Origin of the sequence: Gordonibacter sp. An230, from assembly GCF_002159915.1 — a bacterium.
Lineage (GTDB): Bacteria > Actinomycetota > Coriobacteriia > Coriobacteriales > Eggerthellaceae > Rubneribacter.
Genome location: NZ_NFJP01000009.1, coordinates 1 through 22,565 on the forward strand (window position 1 = coordinate 1; position 22,565 = coordinate 22,565).

Sequence of the window (22,565 nt, forward strand, 5' to 3'; positions counted from 1 at the left end):
GACTGGTCGGAGCCGTTCCCCGACCTGCTGCCCCCTTCGCAGCGCGCGGCGCGCGCCGAGGCGAACTCGGAGGGGGCCGACCTCGGCGGCGGGACGCTCCACGGACGGTTCTTCGCCCGCGCCCAGGCCGAGCCGGATGCCCCGGCGCTGCGGTGGGGAGCCGACGGCGAGGCGACCTACGGGGAGCTTGCCGGCCGCGCCCTGCGCATCGCCGGGGGGCTCGCCGCCGCCGGCGTGGGCGAGGGCGACCGCGTGGCCGTCAGGCTCCCGAAGGGGCCCGGCCAGGTGGCAGCCGTGCTGGGCGTGCTGGCCGCCGGGGCGGCGTACGTCCCCGTCGGCGTCTCCCAGCCCGAGGCCCGCGCGGCGCTCATCCTCGAACAGGCGGGCGCGTCCCTGTGCGTCGACTCCACCGAGCTGGCCCGCCTCGAGGCGGCCGACCCCCTCCCCGCGCCCGCCGGCCCCTCCGAGCGCGCGCTGGCCTACGTGATCTACACGTCCGGCTCCACCGGGGTGCCGAAGGGGGTGGCGGTGAGCCACGCCGCCGCGTGGAACACCATCGCCGATGTCGTGCGCCGATGGGGCATGGGGCCGGGAGATGCGGTCCTGGGCGTGTCGGCCCTTGACTTCGACCTCTCCGTGTTCGACATCTTCGGGGCCCTCTCGTTCGGAGCCGCCGTCGTGCTGCCCGACGAGGAGGAGCGCCGCGACGCATCGGCGTGGCGCGAGCTCGTCTCGTCCCGGGGCGTGACGGTGTGGAACTCGGCCCCCGCCCTGCTGGACGTGATGCTCGACGACGGCCCCGGGGCCGCGGCCGGTCTGCGGTTGGCCCTCGTCTCCGGCGACTGGGTGCCGCTGGGTCTGCGCTCGAAGCTGCCCGAGGGGGTGCTGCTCGTGGCCATGGGCGGCGCGACCGAGGCCGGCATATGGTCGAACTACTTCGAGGTCGGGGAGGTCGATCCGTCGTGGAGCTCGATCCCCTACGGCAGACCCCTCTCCAACCAGTCCTTCCGCGTCGTGGGCGAGGACGGCCTCGACTGCCCCGACTGGGTGCCCGGCGAGCTGTGGATCGGCGGGGGGAGCCTGGCCGACGGGTATCTGGGCGATCCGGGGAAGACGGCCGCCTCCTTCGTCGAGGACGGGGGGCGCTGGTACCGGACGGGGGACATGGGCCGCTACTGGCCCGGAGCCGTCTTGGAGTTCCTCGGTCGCAAGGATTCCCAGCAGCAGGTGAAGATACGCGGCCACAGGGTGGAGCTGGGCGAGGTCGAGGCCGCCGTGGCCGGATGCCCCGGGGTGAAGGGGGCCGTGGCCGTCGTGGCCGGCGAGCGCGAGCGCTCGGTGGTGCATGCGTTCGTGGTCGCCGACGAGGGGGCTGACGTGGATCCGGCCGGGGTGCTGTCCCGCGTGGCCGGGCTCCTTCCCTCCTACTTCGTCCCCCATGACGTGACGGTCCTAGACGAGTGGCCCTTGAGCGCGAACGGGAAGGTCGATCGAAAGGCCTTGGCCGGCATGGCCCCCGAAGCGGCCCCGTCCGCATCCTCCCTGTCCGAACCGGCCACCGAAGCGGAGCGCGCCGTGGCGTCGGTGTGGGAGGAGCTGCTCGATGCGGGGCCCGTCGGAAGGGAGTCGAACTTCTTCGAGCTGGGCGGCGACAGCCTCATGGCCATGAGAATGACGAGCGCTTTGGAAAAGCGTCTTGGATTCAAAATTGGACTTCAAGAATTTATATCCGATCCGACTGTAGCCGGAATCTGCCAAAAGATAGATACGACATGCGGGGACACATATGAGGAGGGAACCCTATGATGGACGAGATCCGATGCCTTCTTGAAGAGATGGCAGATGCGGGAATACGTTTATGGGTCGAGGACGGAAAGCTAAAATTCAGAGCGCCATCTGGAGCCATGACGGTAGAAAGGGCTAACCTGATAAAGAAGAACAGGGATGCTGTAATCGCAGCCCTCAACGAACCTCGCCCGATAAAGCGCGAGCCCGAGAAAAGGTACGATCCTTATCCTCTTACAGACATACAGCAAGCTTATCAGCTTGGCAAGAGCGAAGCTTATCCCTACGGCGGAGTGGGATGCCAAGGGTACATGGAGATTAGCTTGGGAGGCGTTGAATTCGAGCGATTGAACAACGCATGGCGAAAAGTGGTGGCTCGGCATGACGTACTTCACTCGGTCATTTCTGAAGACGGTTATCAGCAGGTGCTGGAAGAATATGATGTGGGATTGATTGAATTCGTCGAAGCCGAATCGCGAAGCTTAGAAGAGGTCGCTTCCGAATGTCGTAGAACCATGGATCACAAGGATTATGCAACCTCGGTCCATCCGTACGAACTGAAAGTGAGTACTGATGGGATTAAGTCAATCCTCCACATATCAGTCAACTTGGCTCTTTGTGACTTTTTGAGCATTACCATAATCCTCAATGATCTGGCTCGGGCATATGACGGCGAGCAACTAGATAGCAGCGACGAGATTTCCTTCAGAGATTTTGTCATGGATGCAAAAACCCGAGGAGTTTCCAGCCCTTCTCTAAAAGCAGATGAGGAATACTGGTCGGCACGCATTGACGAATTGCCTCCCGCCCCTATGCTTCCCATGGGGCCGAATCCTGACGTGCGAACGGGAGTTAGATTCATTAGGCACCAGATGAGCCTTACCGATAACGAATGGGCAGAATTCCGTCGCACAAGCGCAGAGAAAGGGGTTACCCCCACAGCTGCATTGGTCGCTGCATTCTCGGACACTTTGGCGCTGTGGGCGGAATCATCGGATTTCACGATCAATATGACAATGTTGAACAGGGGGGACGACATTCCTGGAATCATGCGTACGGTCGGTGATTTCACAATGTCAAGCCTATTGGGATTGATTCGTGACGAGCGCGCGCCCTTCTTCTCCCGCGCTCGTGCAGCGCAATCACAGCTATGGTCGGAACTTGAACATAGAAGCTTCTCCGGAGTCTCCGTGCTGAGAGAGATCGCGCGACGACGTGGACGTGCGGGCGGTGGGGCGCTCATGCCGTTCGTTTTCACGAGCAGCATCGGCCTACGCGGAGGATCGTCCTTGAGTGAAACAAGCCTCTTTCGTGGCTCTCGAGTCATCGGCGGACTTTCACAAACCCCCCAAGTATGGCTTGACTGCCAAGCGATGGAGTGGAATGGGTCTCTTGTAATCAATTGGGATGAGCGCGCTGGAGTCTTCCCTGACGGTCTGGTTTCAGATGCCTTTTCATCCTTCGAACAGACCCTTAGAAGTCTTGCCTCGAGCAAAGCGACATGGGAAGAGACACGAATAGTCCATTTACCTCAAAAGCAGAAACTTGTTCGTATCGCAGCAAACGACACCGGCAAAGAAATAGTGTCGAGTACCCTCCACTCAGACTTTATGAAGACAGCCCTCTCTCATCCAGAGCTCCCCGCCGTGCGATTGGGAGATGAGTTTGTGACATATGCGGAGCTGAGGGCGCTTTCCCTCAAAGTGGCCCATAAGTTAAAGCGAGGAGTTCGGACTGCGATCATTCTTGAGAAGAGCATTGCACAAGTAGTTGCGGTGATCGGCTGCAGCCTTGCCGGCGCTCCCTTTATTCCTCTATCCCCTGACCATCCTCGATCAAGAGTCGACACCGTTATGGGCAATGCGGAAGTGGGCGCGGTTCTCGCCAAAGCTGAAACCCTCGAAAGGCTTGACTTGGCCGGCAAAGAAGAGGCTATGGATATCGACCTTATCCTAAGCGATGACATTTCCGCTAACTTCGAGGATCGGACTTTGCCATCTGACGAAGCCTACGTGATCTACACGTCCGGCTCCACCGGGGTGCCGAAGGGGGTGGCGGTGAGCCACGCCGCCGCGTGGAACACCATCGCCGACATAAATTCTCGATTCAACGTTAGGCAGAGCGACAAGATCATCGGATTGGCCGAGCTAACCTTCGACCTAGCTATATATGATATATTTGGAATCCTTTCCGTCGGAGGAGAGCTTATCTTCCCCGAACCCTCATCACTTAATGATCCGTCGAGCTGGTGCGACGTAGTTGTTAAACGCAAGGTAACGATATGGAATTCTGTCCCCCAGCAGATGCAAATGCTTTCTTACTACCTTGATACGGCTCCGGATGTCCCCTCTCTTTCCTTGAGGCTCGCTCTCTTGTCTGGCGACTGGATACCCGTCTCTCTACCCAACGATATCGCAGATAAAATCCCTCACTTGAAAATGGTGAGCCTCGGCGGTGCCACCGAGGGAGGAATCTGGTCGATCTTCCACGAAATCAATCCATCGGATTCGGAAAAGGCAAGCATTCCCTACGGAAAGCCTCTTGCCAACCAGGAGTTTGATATCGTAGGACGCGAACTTGAATCGCTGCCTCTTCTCGTTCCGGGTGAAATCATCATTAGCGGAAAGAGCCTTGCTTCGGGCTACCTCAATGACCCTGTTCGAACATCCGAGAGTTTTATAATGCGGGATGGAGTGAAATGCTATCGAACCGGCGACATGGGCAAATACCTGGAAAACGGCGACATCGAGTTTCTCGGGCGTGCAGATCAGCAGATTAAAGTACGGGGTTACCGCGTCGAGCTAGGCGAAGTGGAAGCCGCTTTAGAAAAGGCACCGGGAGTGGACAAGGCTGTCGCATTTGCTGCCGACAACGATAAAACCGACAAGCATCTTCTCGCCGCAGTCATCGCCGAAAAGGTCAATCCCGACAAGGCAGAATCCTTGTTCAAGAGATCTACGGTCGCCATGAAAGAATGTATGAGAGATCGCTTCAGCAAAATGGCTGTCAACGAAGTTGCAGAGTATTGCCGCAAAGTTGACGAGGTCTGCTTGTCGGCCATGATGAATTTGATAGCAGATGCCGTTAGCAAAGATGGCTTCTCAATGGATGACATGATGCATGGACTCAATGCCAAAGAGAGGAACAGAAGGCTCCTAGAGAGATGGGCGAAGTCTCTCGTCGACATGAAAGCGCTCAATGCAAAGGGCGACTCGTTTTGCTTCTCGGACGATTATAAGAGAGGCGACATTGAAGCTTTATGGCAACAGCTCGAATCCTTGGAACTGAAAGTCGAGTACAGCAAAGGGCTTTTGTCGTTTTTGCACACATGCATAGATTCCTTATCCGGCCTCGTGTCGGGGAAAGTGGATCATTTATCCATACTTTTTCCCGAAGGTGGTTTTGATGTAGCCGCTTCAACCTACAGGGACAACCTAGCCTCCAAAACTCTCAACTCCACACTAGTTAGCATGGTTTCGGAATTTGCGCGCATCAAGGGTGGGTTGAGAGTTCTTGAGGTCGGGGCCGGTACGGGAGGCAGCAGCGACTCGCTCATCGATGCGCTTGAGGGAACGGGGAGCACATATCTTTTTACTGACATCTCTGAATTCTTCCTCTCTGAAGCCCGAAATCGCTACGAAGGTAAAAACTGGATTGGCTACGCCATCTACGATGTCAATAAGGATGCCAGAACTCAGGGACTTGCAGACAACTCATTTGATCTCATCGTAGGCGCAAACGTACTCCATAATTGCATCGATGTCCTTGCAGGGCTGGGGCAAATCAAATCCCTTCTTTCTCCGGGAGGCATTTTGGCCTTTATTGAGGCCACGCGCGAGAGCTTTCCCCTTATGGTCAGCATGGATTTCCAAGATGCCCTCGGGATGGAGTACTCGGATTTGCGTGCAGGAACCAGCAAGGTATTCCTTAACCTCGACGAATGGAGCGGAATCCTCGCAAAAGCAGGTTTTGGCTTGACGGACTGCTCTCCTACGAACGAAGAACCGGATCTCTTTGGCCAGCACCTGATAGTCGCACAAGCAAAGGCTGATATAGCCGCGCTTTCGGTCGATGATGTGGTATCAGCCGCACAAGAAACCCTTCCCTCATACATGATTCCTGAAGCCATTGGGATAATCGACACCCTTCCCCTTTCGAGAAACGGAAAGGTTGACAGAGCCGAGCTTAAACGCCTACCACTGCTCGGAAGAACGCAGTCGAAAACTGCGGGCATCGGAGATGAGAGAGACAGCTACCGTAGCGATTTGGAAGCACGCCTAGCTGTAGAGTTTTCTGAAGTACTCGGAGCAGATAGCGTCAGGAGGGATGATGACTTCTTTGAGCTTGGAGGCGATTCGCTTTTGGCCACCAAACTCGCAGCCCAGATAAAGAAGAACGTAGACGAAGCGGCTGAGCTTGAATGGGAGTGGCTTTTGAGAAAGATGATGGAAAGCCCAACGGTCAGCTCACTCGCACTCGCGCTCTCCAGTACAGAAGAAGCAGAAAAGGCCGCGCCCAAAGGGCAGATGGCGCCTGTTGTCGTATTGAAAGACGGAAACGGAGATGGCGTCGTTAACGTATTGGTGCATGACGGAACAGGCACTCTTGACCCATACCGCGACCTTATTAGCGCTTCGGGTGACAAACTCATCATCGGTGTGCAAATGCCCGACATGCAAAAAGCCTTGGATTATGACACCCGATCTCTTATAGAAACCCTCGGAAGAGAGTATGCCGACCGCCTCTCGGAATGGAATGGATGCAGCTTTAGGATAGTGGGATACTGCATGGGAGGTTTGATCGCAACAGAGATTGCAAGAAACCTGATGGAGCAGGGAGAAACCGTTGCCGATCTCTTTGTCATCAGCTCATATGGGTTCCCGTTCAAAATCACCGAAGACGTAATGATTGAGTATGCTTTTGCTCGCGTACTTAATGCCCCAACTGAAGACCTCGGGTATCCGAAAGACGACGAAGCCTTCGCCAACGCAATCGCTGATGCCCAGATCCGACACCCCGGAGTATTGGATCTTCTCGATGGTGAAGGCCCTGTTGTCGAAAAACTGAAGAAGATTGCCTCCCTAGATTCGAACGAGCGCATGCGTAGGATACTTTCAACCGTGACCGCCGATAGCAACGTCGTAGAAAGATTGACCCAAATTTACAGGACGTTCAAACATAATTTGATTGCAGTAATGGAATACGAATCAAAACCCTATCTTGGCCCTATCCACTTTTTGCGAGACAGTGGAAGAATGGGGCTATTCAAGAACATCGGTGGTGATGAAACGGTTTTCTGGAACAGCGTCGCCCTCATGGGGATAGACACCCAAGATATAGAAGGAGATCACTTTACCTGCATATCCGGAGAACACGCAAAAGATGTCGCAAAGAGAGTGGGGCTTCGATGATCGGAGTGCTTGGGTCGAGCGGGCATGTTGGATCACTGCTTGCCGACATGCTGAAAGCTAAGGGGTACGAGCTTCGCCTCGGTTCTCGCTCGGCCGGATTCATCGTCAACATGACAGACCCTAGTTCTTTGTCAAGATTTCTCGATGGATGCGATGCGGTGGTCAACTGCGCTGGCCCCGCGTATCTACTGAGCGAACCAGCAGCAAGAACCGCCATAAGCTCAGGCGTTGCATACTTTGACGTTGCCGGCTGCGAAAACCTGTGCAAAACCCTAGCTGACGAATCGGCGGAAACACCGGTTGTATTTTCTGCAGGAATGGTGCCGGGGCTCTCGGGTCTTCTACTAAAGATGGCTATTTCCGCAAACAAAGGACAGGATATTGTTGGCTTTGCCGGGGGAGTCCAAGATATCTCTCTGGGTGCTGCGGCGGATCTAGTTTTGAGCATGTCCGATACGTCGGGATATGGCAACAATGGCTCCATGTGGCGTAGCGGCGCAGTCCGCGAACTTGACCACGATCCAACCCCCGCCCCCTCTTGCTTTCCCGAAGGGTCGTTTTGCAGAGCCTTTTTGTCAGAAGAGGCGAGAGTCATAGCCGAGAAGGAGGCACTTCCAAGACTTGAATGGTATAACGTATTTGTAGGTGATCTGTTTTGCAAGGCTCTTGTCGACGCACAGTTGTCGAAAACCCAGAGCCTCGAAGAAGCAAGCAAGAAAATCAGCATAGCCGCATCCATCGATGCTATGGGTAGACAGGCATTTTATACGTTGGCTGCAACTTCTGGAGAAATGGCCTACATTGTTAAATCGGCCGACAGCTATGAGCTAACTGCAGCAGTGGCATGCTATGCCATAGAGAGTTTCCTTGCTGGGAGCATCCCCAATGGCGTATACAACTTGCCCGATCTGCTTGATCCAGAACTGGCGATATACGGAATTCTATCTTTGTCTAAGAGTGCTCGAATCGAAATTGCACCGTCAAAGTCTTTGTTTGAAGTCGAGGAAGGCGAGTTATGAAAGCCGTGGTTGTGGGGAGCACGTTCGGAAGCGTATATGCCGAGGGCATTAAGATTGCCGACGATGTAGAGCTGGCTGGTATTGTAGGCAGGGGGAGCAAGAGAAGCGCCGCCTTGGCTGCATCATACGGAGTTCCTCTGTATCAAGGGGCTAATGCCGTTCCGGCAAACATAGATCTTGCTTGTGTCGTGGTAAGATCAGCCATGGTTGGAGGAGATGGAGTTGAAATATCTCGCTCCTTCCTCGAGAAGGGCATTCACGTAATCCAAGAGCAGCCCATGCATAGCAGCGAGGTTCTTGAGCTGACCAGATGCGCTGCAGAACATGATTGCAAATTCATGCTTAACGGTTTCTATCCATATCTCGATTCGGTTAAGCGCTTCATTGATGCCGCAGCTTCCCTTCGCAAGGAACACGAATTGCTAAGCATAGATGTGACTACATGCGTACAAGTAGCATACCCTTTTGTAGAGGTGGTTGGGAAAGTGGCCGGAAGCTTGCATCCTTTCAGATTGGAGAAGATAGCAGATGCCGGTCCTTTTGACATCCTAGTCGGAGAAGTAGGAGGAGTTCCCCTTTCCGTTCGATTCCAAAACGAAATGGATTCCAGTGACCCAGACAATAATGCCATAGCCCTGATGCGGATGGATGTTTGCTCGGATAAAGGCATTCTGTCCCTATGCGACGTTTACGGAGATGTTCTTTGGACGCCACGGTTTCATGTCGGAAAGGCAGCAGCCGACAGCTCGAATCTCTCAACCGTCGAAAGCGCAAGTATTAACGTTCTTCATAGGAGAGCAGAGGCATATAATTCTATCCTCGCTGAACAGTGGCCGAAGGGGATTGCCAATATGCTCTCGGAGAGACTTGGAGAGCGCAACTCCCTTGCCACAACCCAATTCCAGATTTCCGCATGCCTAGCCTGGCAAGAGTTTACTTCGGCCTTAGGTGCCCCAAGCGAATTGAGGCAACGTCGTTAATGGTAGTCGAGCGAACAGCGTCATTTGGAAAGCTTCATTTAAAAGGCATTGTTGCTTCGGTAGGTTTGACCGCTGGGCTTCTCGTTTTGATATTTCCATTGCCGGAGTTGGAAAGCCCAGCACGTATTCAGCTTGCTCTCACTCTCGGTGCTTTATCGTTTTGGGCAAGCGGAGTGATGCCGGCCCCAATTACGGGCATGCTGTATATGGGGCTACTGCTCATCACGAACTCCTCTGATCCGCTAACAGTTTTTTCTGGCTGGACGAACGAAGGAGGCGGTCTATGGCTGGTGCTTTGCGCGTTTCTCATAGCTTCTGGAGTTGAAAGGTCTGGACTTGCTAGAAGAGCAGCTCTGAGTATTTGCGCATCCGGTCAAGTCAAAGGTTTTCAATCGCTCATTGCAGCGATAGCCGTCATAGAGCTGTTGTTCGCACTGATCATTCCAAGCGCCTTTGCAAGAACATTCGTCATATTGGCAGTTGCAAAAGAAGTGTGCAAAGAAAATAGCGTATCTGAGACGGATGCCGCTGTAATCAATTTTGCATGTTTTGCGCTTGCAGTTCCCACGACACTTATCTTTTTGACTTCGGAACCAGCCCTCAATACACTCGTTGTTGAATATTCCGAATTAGGGTTGAGCTGGGTTGGCTGGTTCAGCACTATAGGCATTCCCAACATCATCTACTTATTTTTAGTGACAGTTCTGTTTATAAGAGTGTTTAAGCCGTCTGGAAAGGTCTTTGTAGATGGGGTAAAAAGCCGCGCTTCGTTAGAAGACCTTGGCAGATTGAGCCCTAAAGAAAAGAAGATGGCTTTGTGGCTCTCTCTGATGATTGCATTCTGGTTGCTTTACCCTTTCATGGGAATAGGTATAGCGTGGGGAACTATGCTTCTCACATCGCTTATGTTCCTACCTCGAATCGGAGTACTTGACGCAAAAGCTTTTGCAGACGTTCCCGTGGGAACTCTTGTATTCCTCACCTGTGCGTTGTCGATCGGATCTGTAGGCGAAGCCACAGGTATGAGCCAGTGGATTGCCGATACGGCGCTCCCAGCTTCTTTACCAAGCGATATTCTGTCAACCGTCATTTTTATATCAGCAATATCATTGGCCATCCATACTTTGATAGGATCAGTGTTGGCCACCGCTGTCGTTATTTTTCCCATACTGATATCGTTCGGCGATGTAGCGGGATTGGGCGTAAGCGATGCGGGCGCTGTTCTGATCGCATACCAAATGATTGCCAGCCAGTTTTTTCTTTCGATGCATCAGGCACCGATTGCCTCTGGCATGGAGCTTGCTGGGTACGGCGAAAAGACCGTAATGAAGCTTGGCGCTCCCATGACTTGCCTTGCGCTTGTTCAGCAGGTACTCGTGACTGGCTGGCTTTTTCTTGCAGACGTTTTGTAGGATCGCTCCTAGGAGGACAAGCGTGAACAATTGGATAGTCGATCTCAATCAGAAAGAGCAAGCGAGAGGAACAGCTTTGGTATTTGTGCCCCATGCGGGCGGAGGACCCAATGCATTCAGATCTGTCGCACGCGAGATTCGCAGGAAACTTCCTGTCTACGCTATTTGCTATCCAGGTCATGAAAATAGAATATCGGAGCCTCTCGTAGACGATTTCTCGTTTGTAGCAGAGGGAATCGCCAAAGCAGCGTCCGCATATTTTGAAGATCGACCTTTTGCCTATTTCGGACACAGCATGGGGGCCTCCCTTGCCCATGAAGCAGCTCGAATCGCAGCGCTGGATAAACTGCATGGCCCTTCGCATTTGATAGTATCAAGCCGAGAAGCTCCTTCGAGCATCAGAGAGGCCCACGTCCACCTCTATGACGATGCCGAATTTAGGGAAGAATTGCTTCGCGTAGGCGGAATATCTCCCGAGGTGCTCGAGATAGACGAACTCTGCGATATATTTTTGCCGATCATTCGGAACGACTACAAACTGATAGAAGAGTACGTTCCTACAGAAAATTATGAGATGGGCATCGACTGTCCCGTTACGGCTTTCTTAGGGAAGGACGATCCGGAAGCTCTGGAGAATGAAATGAGGGATTGGGCAAACGTTACGACAGGCTTCTTCGAGATGAGGCATTTCCAAGGAGGGCATTTTTACTTCATGGACGATGTTTCCCAAGTCGCCACTGCTCTAGTCGAAACGCTGCACAACAACAGACAATCCAGCGTCTAGATCGCCACACTAACCCTCGAAAGGCACGGCGATTTCCTCCTCGCAGGTGTAGCGCGCCACTCTTTCCGCATGGGTGACAACGACAAGCGCCAAGCCCTCGTCTCGTTTCAGCTGGTTCAACGTATCGAGGATGTCCTTTTGAGTGGTGGGGTCGAGGGCGGAGGTCGATTCGTCGCAAACAAGCACCTTGGGCTCATGGGCGAGGGCCCGGGCGATGGCAACGCGCTGGGCCTGTCCACCCGAAAGCGAGCGGGGGTGCTGGCGTTTGATCTCGTCGGGCAAACGCACCAAGGCCAAAAGCTCCGAGACCCGCTCCCTCACCTCTTTCCTCGACCAGCGAGGATGCACCCGCCTGACGGCGCGAGAAAGCTGGGTGTCCACGCAAAGCGCGGGATTGAGGCTTGTCGCAGGATCCTGCGGCACCATCTGCACGGCGGCAAGCTCGGTTTGCGACCGATCCTTGAACGAGCGCGCGAGAACATGCATATCCCCATCGCCCAAATCGAGCGCCACAGAACCTCTTTCCGCAGGGCGCTCTCCCGTGATGGCCCTGACAATCGTACTCTTGCCCGACCCCGAAGGCCCGAAAAGGGAAAGCCCCCGGCCATGATTGATCGAAAACGCGGCATTCCTCGTTGCAACCTTGCCGTCGGGCGTCACGACATCGAAGCTTGATGCTGAAAACACAGGGGCACCGGCGGATGAATCCATTTCATCGCCGGGACGCCGTTCAAGCCGCTGGGCGTCAACGAGTTTGCGGGCGTAATCGGTTCCAGGGTTGTTCATCAGCTCGGAATGCGAAACCGTTTCGAGAACGCAGCCCTCTTTGAGGACGGTGACGGATTCGGCGAACTTGCCGGCCACATCAAGGTCGTGGGTGATGGCGACAACGCTCATTCCCGATTCGGCGCAGATTCCCTTGATGGTGGCCACGACCTCATCGGCGGTGGCTCCGTCGAGGCCGGCAGTGGGCTCGTCGAGTATAAGCACGCGAGGTTTCGACGCGATGGCCTTGGCGATGGCCACACGTCGACGCTGCCCTCCGGAAAGCGAGCGCGGCCTCCGGTCGAGCAGCCCTTTGACACCCGAGAGGCCCACCCTGCCAAGCAAGCCGAGCGCGTCCTCGTCGTCCATCGGGACGGATTCTGACAGCAGCGCGCGCACCGTCATGTGGGGCGTGAGCGAGAGAGCGGGATCCTGCGACAGCCACGATACCGTTTCCGCCCGGTAGCGCCTCAGCGATGAGCCTTTGAGAGAAAGCACGTTCGCCCCGTCGACGAAGATCGTTCCGGCCTCGTGGACGAGGCCGCTGCGGATGCGTCCCATGAGCGCGAGGGCGAGCGTGGTTTTGCCCGACCCCGATTCTCCGACGAGAGCGCGGTTTTCTCCGGCCAAAATCTCTATCGACAGATCGTCGATAACGCGTTTACCCCCGAGAGTTGCAATCGAAAGGCCCGCTATCTCGACAATCGCGTCCGATCCGTTCGTCACAGGTTGCTCCTTTTCCCTATTCGATCAAGCAGAAGATTGCCCGATATGGTGATGCAGGCAATCGCGATAGTGGGAGCAAGCGCGGCCCACGGGTTCAGGCTGATGCCCGTGACGCCCGTCTGTATCATGGTTCCCCAGTCGGAGCCCGTTCCGAGGGGGTCGAACCCGAGAAAAGCGGCCGTCGCAACAAGATAGACGGAGTTGATGAACCTCATGCCCACCGTGGTTGCCAAGGGAACCGCCAAGTTCGGAAGCACCTCGCGCACAGCCGTCTTCGCCGCCGAATCGCCGGAAAGGCGCGCCGCCGTCACATAAGGCGATGCGGCCACGGGACGGACGAGCGAGCGCGTGTACCGAGCTATGTAGGGTGCCGACACCGCCGTGGTCACCACGATCATCGTCCCCACTCCCGAACCAAGCCCGAACACAAGAACCATGACTACGAGTATCGAAGGAATGACCAGCAGCAGATCGAGCAGGTACGATAACACATCGGCGAACCTGCCCTTCGCACTCACGGCGAACCCGAGAGCCACGCCCACGGCAGCGGCGACGGCGGTGGAAACAGCGGCAACGGCGATAAGGTGCGCGCCGCCGTGCATGAGGCGCGCCAAAACATCGCGGCCAAGCCCGTCGGTGCCCAAAGGATGCTCGGCGCTCGGAGGCATGAACGCGGCCCCCACGGTGCTTGTCCCGTCTGCCGGGGAAAGCGATCCGGCGAGCGCAAGAGCGAGAAAAGCGATGAAGAAGACGAGAAGCACAAGATCGGGCCAAGAGAGCAGCTTCTCGCTAATGCTACGCTTCGATCTCACGGGACCGCCTCCTTCCCAACCCGTCGGCAATCCAGAAAGCCGCAAGCGACACCGCTATGACAACCGCCGAGCAAGCCATGAGCAAATCGGGCTCGCGGTTGAGCACGGCGTTGACAAGAAGCGTGCCCAAGCCGGGAAAGCTGAAAAGGGATTCAATGATGACCGTGCCGCCAATAAGATAAGGTACGACCGAAGCCGCCGACTGCGCAACGGGGGCGACGATTCCGGGCAAGAGGTTTTTGACGATCACCCTTCTTTCCGGCAGACCAGAAAGTCGGGCCGATTCGACATGAAGCGTTTGGTTCTCCCGCTCGACCACGGCGCGCACCGGGCGCACAAGGGTGCAAGCCCCGATGAGGGATATGGCGACGATGGGAAGCACCATGATGATGGGCTTGTCGAACATCGAGCCACTCCCAACGGGAAGAAGCGATACGGCGGGAAACCACCCGAGCTGCGTCGCGAACACCAAGATGAGAAAGAATCCGACAACGAACTCGGGTGTTCCCACAACAGCAAGCGCAAGCGTACTCACAATCTTGTCTGCCGCCTTGCCGCCATGAAGACCCGCGAAAATGCCACCAGCCGTGCCGACCACAATCACCAAAACAAGCGAGATCGCAAAAATCACTCCAGTTCGCGCAAGAGGGCCGACCATAGCGTCGGCTACGGGTAATCCCGACGCAAGAACGGTTCCGAAGTCGCCCTGCAGCGCATGAGCGCACCAGAGAACGAAACGATAGAGTACCGGCTTGTCGAGGCCGTATTGCTGCGTGAGCTCGGCCACACGCTCGGGAGTCGCCTGTAATCCGAGACGCTGCGTGGCGGCATCGCCGGGCAGAGCCTCAAGGGCGAGGAACACGAGCAGACACGTGAAGATCAGCGAGATCGCGAAGAGGAGAATACGGGAGAGTATCCGCAGTGCGCGGTGCCCTCCCGTACGGTCGGCGTTCGGTGACATGCCCTTCGTCCGATTCGCTAAGCGGAGAGGGTTGCCTTGGCGAACAGAGGCACCGAGAGCGTGATGTCTATGCCGTCGAGGCCATCTACCTGCCCGCTCAGATCGGCGCAGTATCCCCAAACGATATCGCCGCCCTCGGCCCAGAGACGCTCCTGTGCTTGGTTGAGGAGTTCCGCCCGGTCGGCCTCATCCACTGCCGAGGTTGCTTGGGCCAAGAGGGAATCGTACTCGTCATCCTTCCACTGGCTGAAGTTGTACGGCGAGCTGCCACCGGTGTACATGACGGCCGAAGCGATATACGGGCGATTGATGAGATAGGTTGCGAAAATCTGCGCTCCGTAGATGTTGTTCATGTCGGAGAACAGCGTCGTCGGATCGATCTCCTTCACCGACACCGTGATGCCCGCCTTCTCCAGCTGGGCTTTGAGCATCTCTGCAGAATCGTTGACGCCGGTGGTGGTTTCGGCGGTCGTGATCTCGAGCTCGGTCACGCCCTTTTCTTCGAGCACCTTCTTGGCGGTGTCGAAGTCGTAAGCACGCTGCTCGAGGGAATCATTGTAGCCCGGCATACCCTGGCCAAGCACATCATTGCCAACCACACCCGCAGAGCGGAAGATGGTGTCGTTCATGGTCTGGCGGTCGACGATAAGCTTGAGGGCCTCGCGTACCTCGGGATCATCGAAAGGCGCGGCGGACGCGTTGAGGCAGAAGCGGAAAGAACTCGAATTCTCGATGCCGCCGTTCAAAACGTTGAAGCCGGACTGGCCTTCGAGCGTGGCCGCGTTCGTCGTCGAGATTTGGTGGGCGAAGTCGACCTCGCCGCTCGTGAGCGCCGTGTACCTCGTCTCGGGATCGGTGATGGGGACGATCTCAACCGTGTCGATGGCCGGAGCGCCTCCCCAGTAATCGGCGTTCTTCTCAAGCACGGCTCCAGTGTCGGGAGAGAAGGAAACGAGCTTGAAGGGCCCGCTGCCGATGTCGCCAGAGAAATCGTCGCCGGCGCTGCCCGCCGGGAACACGAAGGTGACGGCGGAAACGACCTCGTCCCAGAAGGTGGCTTGCGGCGAGAGAAGCTGGAGCGTGAACGTGCGCTCGTCCACAACCGAGCTGCCCTCCCAATCGACGTTCGCGTAGAACGACGAGTACATGGGTGAGGTGCCGGCGTACTGGAGGCTGTAGAGCGCATCTTCAGCCGTGACGGTCTCGCCGTCATGATACTTCACACCGTCCTTAAGGGTGACGGTCCAAGCGCTCGCATCCTCGTTGGGTTCGATGCTTTCGGCAAGCGAGTTCTCCACCACGCCGTTGCGCAGGAGGATAAGCGAGTCGTACACGTTGAGCGCAATCGCCAACGGAAGAAGCGTGCTGAAGGTGGCTGGATCCAACGTGTCCGTCGAGCTGCCCATCATGGCAACCCGCAACGTCTTGGGCGTCTCATCCGACTGAGAAGCGCCCTCGCCGGAATCACTGGTGCCCGACGAGCAGCCAGCAAGCAGCGACCCCGTGCCCATGGCGATGGCGAAGCCTCCCATCAGCTTCACGCAGTCACGGCGAGAAAGAACCCCTTTCCCCAGCATTGTTTCATCTTGTGACATATCCGCTCCAATCATTTTTTCATATCATCCCGTACATCAGCATCTATTCCTTTATATTTAGATAGACACTGTCCAATTAGAACAAGGACATTATAAAGATAAAAGGTTTCTATGTCTAACTTTTTTGTTGGTGGCTTTCGATTGAAACCTGCACAACCGTTCTTTTAAAGCCGTGTTTTACAAATCAGTTTTAGTTTGATTAACAGAAAAACTGGTTTGATACCCGGCTCGGCAATATGTCGTAAGCGAGTAGTAGAGAAGTGTATTTGAAGCGACGAAGGGGGTCTCCTGATATCCTCAGAATCAAATCGGTCTCTCCAGCCCACTAGCTCCCTGCACGCGCTTTTTTGCTTGCAGGTGGCAAAGATTTTTTAGCCATGTGGTCAGAAAGGCACGCTTTGCAAATAGCTTGCGATTACGCCCTCTTCTTTTTCTGATGGAGACAGTGAAAAGCATGCATCCCGGGAGCAATTCGGTTTGAGAGCAAAACAACGCAGGCGCCAAAAGGAGGTTGGCTTGAGGGAGTTCGACCTTGAAGACTAAATCCCCCAGGGCTTATTGCGCTGGCAGCGCCAACCGAGGTAGGTGCCCAGCCGTGAAGGAGGATGCCATTACTCAAAAAGTAACGGAGTGTTGCTATCGACTAAGAGACCGCCTCTTCAAGAAGACGATGGGGAAAGCTTATGGCACTCCAGCGTCAATCGAACACGATAGCAGCGGGTCAGAAAGAGAGACAGCACCATTTTCTCTGCTTTCTGCGAAGTACGTCTTGAAGCTTGGCATTTCAAAAAGCGAGTTCTGCAGACGTACTTTGCTGTCGGAGAAAACTTACGAGCGAATCAAATATGGTCAACTTGCAGATCGTCCTAAACCAGAAACAGTGATGCAATTTTGCGTAGGCCTCGGACTCTCTTTGGAAGAATCCGAGAATCTTTTCAATGCGGCGGGTTATTACCTTGGAGGGTGTAAGCTTCATGAGGCATACAGAGAGTTGCTGTCCATGAACGACAGCCTAACCATCTACGAGTGCAACGATGTTTTGCGTCATTTGGAGCTGCCTTTATTGGCAAGATGGATAGAGATTTCTTAGAAAGAGCACGCCCCATACCCCATAATGAAAGGGCTTCCGACGCCGTAGGCGCTTCTCCTGCACGCATCGTCCGAATTGCCTTCGATGGTGCGCACGGTGGAGCCGTCGCACGACTCCACGATGCCCACGTGGTCGGAGACGCCGTCTCCGTCCCAGTCGAAGAACACGATGTCCCCAGGCGCCGGCGCGCTGCCTCCCGGCAGCCAGCGGCCTGCGGCCTTGAACCACTGCACGCCCGTGGGGCAGTAGGAGAACTTGGGCACCGCGCCCGAATCGATGTACCCGCACTCGTTCGCACACCAGCTCACGAAGCACGCGCACCATTCCACGCGGCTCTCGAACCCGTACCATGACCAGTACGGCCTGCCGCCCACGTTGCCCAGCTGGCTCGAGGCGATCTCCACGATGTCGGCGGCGCCGCCCGCGATCCCGTGGAGTACGGCCCGCCATGCGGCGTCGTGGCGCTCGTCCAGAAGCTCGCGCAGCGTTTCGAGTTGCCCCGCGTCGAACCCGTAGGCCGACGCCATCTGCTCCGCCGTCTTGGCCGAGAGCGTGACGCGCAGCACCTTGGCGGGCGGGGCGTCTTCGCCGTCGGAATCGCTCGGCTCGGCTTCCTCTATCTCGGTTTCTATGGAGTTCATGTCCCAGAACACGGCGCGCAGCGCGCCCTGCCGCGCGGCGTCGAGCGTCAGAACGTCGAGCGGGTTCTCGGCGTCTGCCGCCAGCTTGACCGCGAACACGGCGAGGGTTTCCTTCCACGGGCTCTTGCCGCCCGAAACCGAAACCTCGTCGCATTCCGCCGACGCCTTGGCCTCCTCCACCTTGGCGGCGTGCTCGGCGTCTATCTCCGCCACCACCTCGCGGAGCGGGGGGTTGCCGTCGCCTATGTCGCCGCCCATGAGGAAGATGCCGAACGCCGAGGTGGCGACGAACGCCGCGAGGCATGTCACCACGACCACTGCGGCAGCGGACGACCCAAGACCGGTGAGCGCCGCAGTTGCCGCCCGCGCCTGGAGCGCGGCCATGCGCGCGAACCGGCCCGCGCTGCTTGCCGCCCGCCGCGCGGCGGCGTTCGCGCCCTTCGCCGTAGCTTTGCGGGATGCCCGGGCCGCGCGTGCGCGCGACGCCGCCTGCGCCCTCGTGCGCATGGCTTCTCGGGCGCGCGCGTTCGCCGGCCGGGGCGCCCTCGGCGAAGGGCTCGATGCTTCGCGGCTTGACCCGCAGGATGCCGCGCAACCCCTCGGCGTGCGACGTTCGCCGCGCTCTGCGGACGGGAAGGTCGTGCGCGCGCGTTCCTTGGGGACATTGCGCCGCCGGATTGCGCGGGCGACCCGCGCACCGTTCGCTGTGGCCGCGAAGCCCTCGTGCGCCGTTCGCTCCGATTCGCCGCGCGCCGCCGCCCAGCCGCCTTCGGCTTCATCGCCCCTTCGTTCGCGTGTGTGTGCGGGGTTTGCCGCCTTCGCCGTTTCGCCGACGCGCAGCGCTGCGGGCCGCGCCGCCTTTTGGAGAAGCGCCGCGCGGTCGAGGGTCTTCACGTTCCTGGCGACGACGCGCTCCTTGATGTCGCTCGGCAAGGCGGCCTCCTTTCTGCTTCGTCACTCCCCGGGCTTAGTGGTCATGAGGCGGTAGAGCTCGGTGTCCCTCGGGAAGCGGTTGGCGAACGGCACGATGGCGCCGCCGTAGCGCAGGAGGCCGCAGCCCGCCTCGGCGTTGGTGATGTAGCCCATCTGCTCTCGGCTGATGTTGAGGAGTTCGCCCAGTTTCCCGCGGTCGGCGGCCGCCTGGTTGAGCATGACGATGAGCTCGGAGTTGGAGAGCATCGTGGAGGCCAAGACCGAATCGAGCAGGTACTCCACGTTCTGCGTGATGGCCGTGGGGTAGGCGTTGCGCTTGCGGAAGCGGCGCCACGCGCTGTTGAAGAACGCGCCGGAGTACTCGTTCTCGAACACCACGTGGAACTCGTCTATGAAGATGTGCGTGCGCCTGCCCGCGCGCCAGTTGTCCGTCACGCGGTTGAGCATCGCGTCGGTGATGACGAGCAGCCCCATGGTCTTGAGCTGGCGGCCCAGGTCCATGATGTCGTAGACGAGGAGCCTGTTGCGGGTGTCCACGTTGGTTGGGTGCGCGAACGCGTCCAGCGTGCCCGAGGTGAACAGCTCCAGCGAAAGCGCCAGGTCACGCGCCTGCGGCTCGGGCTGGGCGAGCAGTTTGTCGCGCAGGTGGGCGAGCGTGGGCGCCTCGCCGCCGCGCAGGTAGTCGGCGTACACCGCCGAGGTGCAGCGGTCCACGACCGACTTGGCCTGCGGCCCCAGTCCCCGGCGGTCGAGCTGCTCGAACAGTGACAGCACGAACTCGCTCTTGTCGGCCACGGGGTTGCCTCCCTCGCCGTAGCCCTCCACCATGTCCATGGCGTTGATGTGGTGGGGGCTGCCCGCCGCGATGCGCACCACCTCGCCGCCCAGTGCCTCGGCGAGCGAGGCGTACTCGCGCTCGGGGTCGCATATCACTATGTCGTCGTCGGTCGAGAGCGCAAGCATAGCTATGAGCTCCTTGGTCGAGAAGCTCTTGCCCGAGCCCGGCACGCCCAGCACGAACGCGTTGGGGTTCAGGAGCCGCGACTTGTCGCACAGGATGAGGTTGCGCGATATGGCGTTCTCGCCGAAGTACATGCCGCCCTCCTCCATGATCTCCTGCACGCGGAACGGCATGAGCACGGCGAGGCTCTCGGTGGTGAGCGTGCGCATCGCCTCGATGCGACGCACGCCTATGGGCAGCGCGGTTGACAGCCCGTCGAGCTGCTGGAAGCGCAGGACCGAGAGGCGGCACAGGTGCTTGCGCGCGCACGAGAGCAGCGCCTCGGTGTCGGCGTCGAGCTCCTCGGGCGTGTCGGCAAAGTGGACGAGCGTCACCGTGGCGAACATCATGCGCTGGTCGCGCGACATGAGGTCGTCCAGGAACTCGCGGCTCTCCTTGCGCTGCTGCTCCATGTCGTAGGGCACGGCCACGTTATAGTTCATGTTGGCGTTCTGCCGGCGCGTCCAGTTGGTGATGTTCGTCTCCACACCGAGCAGTCGCCGCTCCACCTCGCGCACCGCCTCGTCAGTGGGCACGGGGACGACGTCTATGGAAAGCGCCATCGCGCGCCTCGCGTCGGTAAGCTCGGCCAGAAAGCCGTCCTTGATGTAGGACGCGTAGTCGGTCAGGTACAGGGCGCGCGCCCAGCGGCCGCCCACCCGCAGGCGGTCGGCCTCAATGCCCGCGCCCTCGGGCGCAACGGCGTCCTTGAACGAGTGCCCCCGGCGCATCGAGGCGCGCACGTCGATGGGCAGGTCGTCGGCGCCGCCCCGGTAGAAGCCCCTCAGAAGCCGCAGCTTGCCCTCTGCGTCGAGCTCCTCGCAGTGCGCCCCGAGGCGCGCGAGGTGCGCGGCCGTCTCCGCCGACGCGCGGTTGAAGTAGGAGCGGGCCTCCTGGATGCTTCTCCCTCCCACGGCGATGGTAAGGTATATCTCGCGCACCATGGAATTCGCCCCCGTGGCCTTCTCTATGAGCATGGCGTTGTACTCCTCGCGGTAGCGGTCGAGCCCGTCGCCCTTGGGCGGTATGAGGATGCGCCGCCCGAGGGCTTCGGCGTCGAGCCTGCGCACCGCCACGGTGACCTTGGCCCGCGCGTCGGAGTCGAAAGAGTTGAGCAGGTCCGAGTAGCCCAGGAACATGGCCTCCTTATCCTCCTTTGACGCCGCCGCGTAGTTCACGTCGCTCACGCGCCAGGTCTTCGCGTACTCGCCGTCGTCGGTGAGGCACACGCCGTCGGGCCAGATGCGGCGCACGGGCACGGCGTCCTCGGCGGTTTTCGGCGGGACGAACCGCGTGCCGCCTTTGCGCCGCCTAGCTGCGAGTGCGGCCATGATGCCCTCCTTTCTCGCGGCGGATGCCCTTCGCGCGATGCGGCGTGCAGACGGCCTCGTAGTACAGGTTCTGCGGGCGCGCGGGCAGTTCCTTGGGGGTCAAAAGCGCGTATTTGGCCCACGCCCACGCCGCGCGTTCGACCGCCATGCCGTGCCAGGTGACGAACCCCAGCGCGGCGAACGGGGCCGCTCCCGCGATGCACGCCCAGGAGAGCTCGTCCAGTCTCAGGAAGGGCGACAGCCCGAAGTAGAGCCCCACGGCGGCGACGCAGGCGAGCAGCGCGAAGACGCACTGCCGAAGCGACATGCCGAAGAACACCCCCTCGGTATACTCGCGTATCTCTCGGTTGACCTTCACTTCCACTTCTTGCTCCTCTCTGCCTGCGCGGCGAAGCGGGCGCGTAAAGCGCCCCGCGCGCGGCGCGGGCAATGTGTTCGTTCGGTTGTTTCGGGAAAGGGGAGGGGCGTCAAAGCCCCATCATCTCGCGCACCACGCGGTCGGCCATCTTGACCATGCCCGTGAGCACCAGCATGTTGAAGGCAAGCTCTCCCACGTACGACCACACCTGCGTGACCACGGGAGCCTCGGCATCCACCACCGGCGGCGCCGATGCGAACAGCGAGAATATGACGCATGCGAGCAGGATGACCGCACCCTCGAGGCACACGGCCCCGTAGCTTTTGAGGAACGCCTTGCCGACCGACTGACTCGGCTCGCCCGCGAAGGTGGACAGGGGTATGGGCGCGAGCGCGGTGTACATGTATATCTTGAAGAACCTGCCGTACACCGCCAGTATCATGATGAACGAGAGCACCGTGACGAGCAGCCCGCCGAGCAACGTCACCGCCCACAGGGGTATGGCGTCGAGGAAGCCCACGTCCTCGATGGCCTCCACCATCTCGCCAGGCAGCGCGGCGGGCGCGGCCGACGCAAAGCCCGCAGCATCCATCATGTCGCCGATGAGCCCCTGCACCACGTCGAGGAACGCCATCATGAGCTCAAGCCCGTAGACGACGGCGGCGTGCGCCAGCACGAACCGCACGAACAGCTTCAACACCACCTCCGGGCGCTTGGCCTCGGCGAACGAGCCGCAGGTCTTCACGAGGCCCGACAGGAAGAACAGCACGAGGAGCGCGAGCGCCACCGCCTGCACGGCGCCGTGGATGGAGAGCACCGCGTCCCATATCCCGCCGCCCCGGAAGTCGGCGGGCGACGCCGTGAGCAACCCCACGATCTCGCCCATCTTCTCGTTCCACGTGTCGAGCGCTCCCTGGAGGTTGCTGACCACCCAGTTGTCCGAATCCAACGGCCCGCCTCCT

General features: G+C 58.4%; 15 protein-coding genes. 7 read left to right on the forward strand and 8 right to left on the reverse strand.

The window, feature by feature from the left end:
• The 6 genes from B5F40_RS06160 to B5F40_RS06185 all read left to right on the forward strand — a co-directional run.
• Positions 1-1,806, forward strand: a 1,806-nt coding sequence (locus B5F40_RS06160; protein ID WP_140396435.1) for a non-ribosomal peptide synthetase, incomplete at its 5' end; no start/stop codon positions are given.
• Positions 1,803-7,196, forward strand: coding sequence for a non-ribosomal peptide synthetase (locus B5F40_RS06165; protein WP_087193508.1), 5,394 nt, complete (start codon positions 1,803-1,805; stop codon positions 7,194-7,196). The genes B5F40_RS06160 and B5F40_RS06165, both read left to right, overlap by 4 nt.
• Positions 7,193-8,215 (forward strand): NAD-dependent epimerase/dehydratase family protein, encoded by a 1,023-nt coding sequence (locus tag B5F40_RS06170; protein ID WP_009608947.1) that lies wholly within the window; start codon positions 7,193-7,195, stop codon positions 8,213-8,215. Before B5F40_RS06165 ends, B5F40_RS06170 begins: the two co-directional genes overlap by 4 nt.
• Positions 8,212-9,195: a Gfo/Idh/MocA family oxidoreductase gene (locus B5F40_RS06175; RefSeq protein ID WP_009305512.1), complete on the forward strand. Its 984-nt coding sequence runs from the start codon at positions 8,212-8,214 to the stop codon at positions 9,193-9,195. The genes B5F40_RS06170 and B5F40_RS06175 overlap by 4 nt, the downstream gene beginning before the upstream one ends.
• On the forward strand, positions 9,195-10,607 hold the full coding sequence (locus tag B5F40_RS06180) for an SLC13 family permease (RefSeq protein WP_158295201.1): 1,413 nt from the start codon (positions 9,195-9,197) through the stop codon (positions 10,605-10,607). The genes B5F40_RS06175 and B5F40_RS06180 overlap by 1 nt, the downstream gene beginning before the upstream one ends.
• A 22-nt stretch (positions 10,608-10,629) precedes the next feature.
• The gene (locus tag B5F40_RS06185) at positions 10,630-11,391 is read left to right on the forward strand and encodes a thioesterase II family protein (RefSeq protein ID WP_013981123.1); all 762 of its coding nucleotides are present in this window, start codon (positions 10,630-10,632) and stop codon (positions 11,389-11,391) included.
• Between the two features lie 9 nt (positions 11,392-11,400).
• On the opposite strand, the gene B5F40_RS06190 is transcribed toward B5F40_RS06185, so the two are convergent.
• The 4 genes from B5F40_RS06190 to B5F40_RS06205 are packed head-to-tail and all read right to left on the reverse strand — an operon-like array spanning position 11,401 to position 16,250.
• Entirely contained in the window at positions 11,401-12,882 is a 1,482-nt protein-coding gene (locus tag B5F40_RS06190; RefSeq protein ID WP_009305516.1) for an ABC transporter ATP-binding protein, read from the reverse strand.
• Positions 12,879-13,694 carry an ABC transporter permease gene (locus tag B5F40_RS06195; RefSeq protein WP_009305517.1) on the reverse strand — a complete coding sequence of 272 codons (816 nt, stop codon included), beginning with the start codon at positions 13,692-13,694 and terminating at the stop codon, positions 12,879-12,881. The genes B5F40_RS06190 and B5F40_RS06195 overlap by 4 nt, the downstream gene beginning before the upstream one ends.
• Positions 13,678-14,655, reverse strand: a complete 978-nt coding sequence (locus B5F40_RS06200; RefSeq protein ID WP_009305518.1) for an ABC transporter permease — start codon at positions 14,653-14,655, stop codon at positions 13,678-13,680. The genes B5F40_RS06195 and B5F40_RS06200 overlap by 17 nt, the downstream gene beginning before the upstream one ends.
• Positions 14,656-14,672: 17 nt before the next feature.
• A complete protein-coding gene (locus B5F40_RS06205; RefSeq protein ID WP_009608954.1) occupies positions 14,673-16,250 on the reverse strand; it encodes an ABC transporter substrate-binding protein in 1,578 nt (525 codons plus the stop codon).
• 595 nt (positions 16,251-16,845) lie between these two features.
• Here B5F40_RS06205 and B5F40_RS06210 point away from each other — a divergent pair.
• Positions 16,846-17,340 (forward strand): helix-turn-helix domain-containing protein, encoded by a 495-nt coding sequence (locus tag B5F40_RS06210; protein WP_175282520.1) that lies wholly within the window; start codon positions 16,846-16,848, stop codon positions 17,338-17,340.
• Here B5F40_RS06210 and B5F40_RS06215 read toward each other — a convergent pair.
• The 4 genes from B5F40_RS06215 to B5F40_RS06230 all read right to left on the reverse strand — a co-directional run bounded on the left by B5F40_RS06215 (position 17,337) and on the right by B5F40_RS06230 (position 22,552).
• Positions 17,337-18,488, reverse strand: coding sequence for a C40 family peptidase (locus tag B5F40_RS06215; protein WP_022738130.1), 1,152 nt, complete (start codon positions 18,486-18,488; stop codon positions 17,337-17,339). The two genes, B5F40_RS06210 and B5F40_RS06215, sit on opposite strands and share 4 nt — an antisense overlap.
• Positions 18,489-18,935: 447 nt before the next feature.
• Positions 18,936-21,245 (reverse strand): VirB4-like conjugal transfer ATPase, CD1110 family, encoded by a 2,310-nt coding sequence (locus B5F40_RS06220; RefSeq protein WP_009305522.1) that lies wholly within the window; start codon positions 21,243-21,245, stop codon positions 18,936-18,938.
• Positions 21,226-21,609: a PrgI family protein gene (locus tag B5F40_RS06225; RefSeq protein ID WP_009305523.1), complete on the reverse strand. Its 384-nt coding sequence runs from the start codon at positions 21,607-21,609 to the stop codon at positions 21,226-21,228. Before B5F40_RS06225 ends, B5F40_RS06220 begins: the two co-directional genes overlap by 20 nt.
• Before the next feature lie 103 nt (positions 21,610-21,712).
• Positions 21,713-22,552, reverse strand: coding sequence for a hypothetical protein (locus B5F40_RS06230; RefSeq protein WP_009305524.1), 840 nt, complete (start codon positions 22,550-22,552; stop codon positions 21,713-21,715).
• Positions 22,553-22,565 lie beyond the last annotated feature (13 nt).